We start from the raw sequence: 1,463 nt of genomic DNA, 5'->3' as shown, positions 1-1,463 counted from the left end.
CTTTTGCACGCGTTGGGAGTTGAGATGGAGCACAGAGTAGCAATCACCGGCATCGGCGCCGTCACGCCGCTGGCCAACACCGCCAAGGAGACGTGGGCGGCCATGCTGCGCGGCGAGTGCGGCATCGGGCCCATCACCCACTTCGACACGGAGAACTTCAAGGTCAAGGTGGCCGCCGAGGTCAAGGACTTCGATGCCGCGGCGCTGCTCGGCAAGCAGGAGGCCGCGCACCTCGACCCCTACTCCCAGTACGCCCTCGTGGCCTCCGACGAGGCCATGGCCGACTCGGGCCTCTCCGAGGAGGGCGCCATCGACCACGAGCGCCTGGGCGTCTACGTGGGCTCCGGCACGGGCGGCCTGGGCGCCTGCGTGGACAACGTCCACACCATTGCCGCCCGCGGCCCGCGCCGCGCCTCCCCGTTCATGATCACGATGATGATCGGCAACATGGCCTCCGGCAACATCGCCATCCGCCACAAGGCGCTCGGCCCCACCCTGCCCGTCGTGACCGCGTGCGCCACCTCGGCCCACGCCGTGGGCGAGGCCTTCCGCGCCATCAAGCACGGCTACGCCGACGCGATCCTGGCCGGCGGCGCCGAGGCGGCGATCATCCCCGAGTCCATCGCGGGCTTCACCACCTGCCGCGCCCTCACCACCAACCCCGACCCGGCCACCGCGTGCCGCCCCTTCGACGCGGAGCGCGACGGTTTTGTCATGGGCGAGGGTGCCTGCGTGCTCGTGCTCGAGGAGTGGGAGCACGCCGTTGCCCGCGGCGCCCACATCTACGCCGAGGTGGTGGGCTACGGCAACACCGACGACGCCTATCACATCACCAGCCCCGACCCCGAGGCCGCCGGCATCACCCGCGCTATCCGCCTCGCGGTTGAGGAGGGCGGCGTGCGCCCCGAGGAGGGCCTCTACATCAACGCTCACGGCACCTCGACCAAGCTCAACGACGCCTCCGAGACGCGCGGCTTCAAGCAGGCGCTCGGCGAGAAGAACGCACGCGCCGCGCACATCTCCTCGACCAAGTCCATGACCGGCCACATGATCGGCGCGACCGGCGCCGTCGAGGTCATGGCCTGCGCGCTCGCGCTCGAGAACGGCGTTGTGCCGCCCACGATCAACTATCGCACGCCCGATCCGGCGTGCGACCTCGACTACACGCCCAACGAGGCGAAGGAGTGCGAGCTCACCTGGGCCATCTCCACCAACCTCGGGTTCGGCGGGCACAACGCCGCCCTGGCGCTGCGCGCCGCGGAGAGGAGCTAACGATGGATTCCGCGAAGATCTCCCAGATTGCTGACATCATGAGGAGCCACGGGCTCACGCGCGTCCGCGTGGAGGAGCCCGACGGGTCCGCGGTCGAGCTCGAGTGCGGCGGCGTCGCCGCTCCGGCCGCGCCCGCCGCGCCGGCCCCGGTGGCTGCCGCCCCGGCCCCCGCCTGTCTCTTATACACATCT

1 protein-coding gene and 1 pseudogene are annotated in these 1,463 nt (G+C 70.7%); both read left to right on the top strand.

The window, feature by feature from the left end; translation table 11 throughout:
• The coding region (fabF, locus tag H6A23_RS11200) for a beta-ketoacyl-ACP synthase II (protein WP_435793495.1) at positions 1-1,272 on the top strand (1,272 nt) is incomplete at its 5' end.
• Positions 1,273-1,274: 2 nt separating this feature from the next.
• A pseudogene (locus tag H6A23_RS11195) lies at positions 1,275-1,463 on the top strand (acetyl-CoA carboxylase biotin carboxyl carrier protein); the annotation flags it as partial.

The organism is Olsenella uli, assembly GCF_016900775.1.
Lineage (GTDB): Bacteria > Actinomycetota > Coriobacteriia > Coriobacteriales > Atopobiaceae > Thermophilibacter > Thermophilibacter uli_A.
The sequence above is the reverse complement of the archived record's forward strand: the minus strand, read 5'-3'. Positions and strand labels throughout refer to the sequence as shown.